The 2528-nt window shown below is 55.1% G+C and carries 4 protein-coding genes; 2 read left to right on the forward strand and 2 right to left on the reverse strand.

Features of this window, described 5'->3' with window-relative positions; all coding sequences use genetic code 11:
* Both BBW68_RS11155 and efp read right to left on the reverse strand, forming a co-directional pair.
* A partial coding sequence (locus tag BBW68_RS11155) for a transposase zinc-binding domain-containing protein (RefSeq protein WP_186821323.1) occupies positions 1–312 on the reverse strand: 312 nt, incomplete at its 3' end.
* Between the two features lie 174 nt (positions 313–486).
* Complete coding sequence (efp, locus tag BBW68_RS11160) at positions 487–1053, reverse strand: elongation factor P (RefSeq protein WP_070135421.1); 567 nt, start codon at positions 1051–1053, stop codon at positions 487–489.
* 40 nt (positions 1054–1093) lie between these two features.
* Between efp and epmB the strand changes: the two genes are divergently transcribed.
* Positions 1094–2122 carry an EF-P beta-lysylation protein EpmB gene (epmB, locus tag BBW68_RS11165; RefSeq protein ID WP_070135422.1) on the forward strand — a complete coding sequence of 343 codons (1029 nt, stop codon included), beginning with the start codon at positions 1094–1096 and terminating at the stop codon, positions 2120–2122.
* A gap of 133 nt (positions 2123–2255) precedes the next feature.
* Positions 2256–2528, forward strand: a 273-nt coding sequence (locus BBW68_RS11170) for an IS6 family transposase (RefSeq protein WP_148127483.1), incomplete at its 3' end; no start/stop codon positions are given.

The following is a 2528-nucleotide window of genomic DNA, read 5'->3' on the forward strand; positions in this document are numbered from 1 at the left end:
GGTAAAGGTGATGTGCTGCCCTTCGCAGTCGGGCAGGACGTGCTGTTGCTCAGCGATCCACTGCTCGGTGGACTTCATGCCGCAGGCACTACAGGCCTTTGACTTGCAGCTTTGGCAAAAGAAGCGGGAGTGTGTGCAGTCCGGTGAGGCGCAGCAGTAGCGGCGCACACCCATAGCGCAGGTCCTGCAGGCGAGCATGCGCTCAACGCTGAGACGGGTCCACTGGCTGATGCTGTCGCCGTGTTTTTCGAGGTAGCGGTTCCAGCCGTCATCGACGGTGAAAAGAAGTTTAGCGGGACGGGGGATATGCATGGAGCAGAGTATAAAGCGGAGCGCCGGTCATGCAAACACCCGAAGCGGCGCAGCAGCGCCGCTCACGCCACAGGCGTGCTACGTTCGATAATCTTAGTTGTCTAGGACAGCCCCAAAAGAAATTGAGGGGAAACTTGAGAAGGGCCTGACGATGCTAGACCCCTTCGATCGGGCTTATTTTACGCGGGAAACGTATTCGCCAGAACGGGTATCAACTTTAATCACTTCGCCAATCTGCACAAACAGTGGCACTTTCACTACCGCACCGGTAGAGAGAGTCGCTGGCTTGCCGCCGGTACCTGCCGTGTCGCCTTTCAGGCCGGGGTCAGTATCGGTGATTTCCAGCTCAACGAAGTTCGGTGGCAGAACCTGAATTGGTTTGCCGTTCCACAGGGTCACGATGCACTCTGCGTTGTCCAGCAGCCATTTAGCTGCATAGCCAACGGTTTTCGCTTCAACAAAGTGCTGTTCGAAGGTTTCCGGGTGCATGAAGTGGAAGAATTTGCCGTCGTTGTACAGGTAGTTCAGGTTGGTATCTACTACGTCAGCGCCTTCAGCGGAGTCGGTAGATTTAAAAGTTTTCTCAACGCGGCTTCCGGTCAGCAGACGACGCATTTTTACGCGTGCAAATGCTTGGCCTTTACCCGGCTTAACAAACTCGCTTGATTCGATGGCATAAGGCTCGCCTTCGAACATGATTTTAAGACCGGGACGGAAATAGTTGCTAGAATAAGTCGCCATGAAGGCCCTCGAGAATTTATAACTGGTACTTAGCCAAAAAATGGCACACATTGTAACCCTAAGTCCCCCTGTGCGAGAAGATTGGTTGCATCAACTTGCTGATGTAATAACTGATCCGGATGAATTACTGCAACTTTTAGCGTTGCAACATCACCCTGAACTGGTTTCAGGCCATGACGCACGGCGTCTTTTCGCCCTGCGCGTCCCGTGCGTCTTCGCTGCACGTATGCGCAAAGGCGATCCGAAGGATCCGCTGCTGCTACAGGTGATCACCTCAAAGCAGGAGTTTGTCGATGCACCGGGCTACAGTACCGATCCGCTCGATGAGCAGAGCAGCATGGTGCCGGGTCTGTTACATAAATATCGTAATCGTGCGCTGTTGCTGGTCAAAGGCGGCTGCGCCGTCAATTGCCGTTACTGCTTCCGCCGCCATTTTCCTTACTCGGACAACCGAGGCAACAAACGCAACTGGCAGCAGGCCCTGGAGTATATCCGACAACAGCCAGAACTGGATGAGATTATTTTCTCTGGCGGCGATCCGCTGATGGCGAAAGATCATGAATTGAGCTGGCTGATTGGCGAACTGGAGCAGATCCCGCATCTAAAGCGCCTGCGTATTCACAGCCGCCTGCCGGTGGTGATCCCGAAACGCATTACCGAAGCGCTGTGCAAGCGGCTGGCGCAGTCGCGTCTGCAAACATTGATGGTCACGCACATTAACCACGCGCAGGAGATTGACGACGATCTGCGCCACGGCATGCGCATGCTGAAGCGTACGGGGGTGACGCTGCTTAATCAGAGCGTGCTGCTGCGCGGCGTTAACGATAATGCCCCCGCCCTTGCGCAGCTGAGCAATGCGTTGTTTGACGCCGGGATCCTGCCTTATTACCTGCACGTGCTGGACAAAGTCCGGGGTGCGGCGCACTTCTACGTCTCTGACGATGAAGCACGCGCCATCATGCGCCAGCTGCTGAGCATGGTGTCAGGCTACATGGTGCCGAAGCTGGTGCGGGAGATTGGCGGTGAGCCGAGCAAAATGCCACTCGATTTGCAGCTGCGTCAGGAGTGAGTCACCGGGGGTGACGGAGAAACAGGCTAGGCATTTCCAGCCATCCCACTCCGGGCATGGCGAGCCTCCGGGCACTGTTGCAAAGATCTGGCGATGGTAAACTGATGCCACTGTTTAGTTGAAGGAGCAGCACATGAACCCATTTAAAGGTCGACATTTTGAGCGTCATATTATCCTGTGGGCCGTCCGCTGGTACTGCAAATATGGCATCAGTTATCGTGAGCTGCAGGAGATGCTGGCTGAGCGAGGGGTAAATGTCGATCACACCACGATTTATCGATGGGTTCAGCGTTCTGCACCTGAGATGGAAAAGCGGCGGCGCTGGTACTGGCGTCAACCTTCCGGTTTTGGCTCATGGCATCTCGATGAAACCTACGTGAAGGTCAACGGACGCTGGGCTTATCTG

This window comes from Candidatus Erwinia dacicola, assembly GCF_001756855.1.
Classification (GTDB): Bacteria; Pseudomonadota; Gammaproteobacteria; order Enterobacterales; family Enterobacteriaceae; genus Erwinia; species Erwinia dacicola.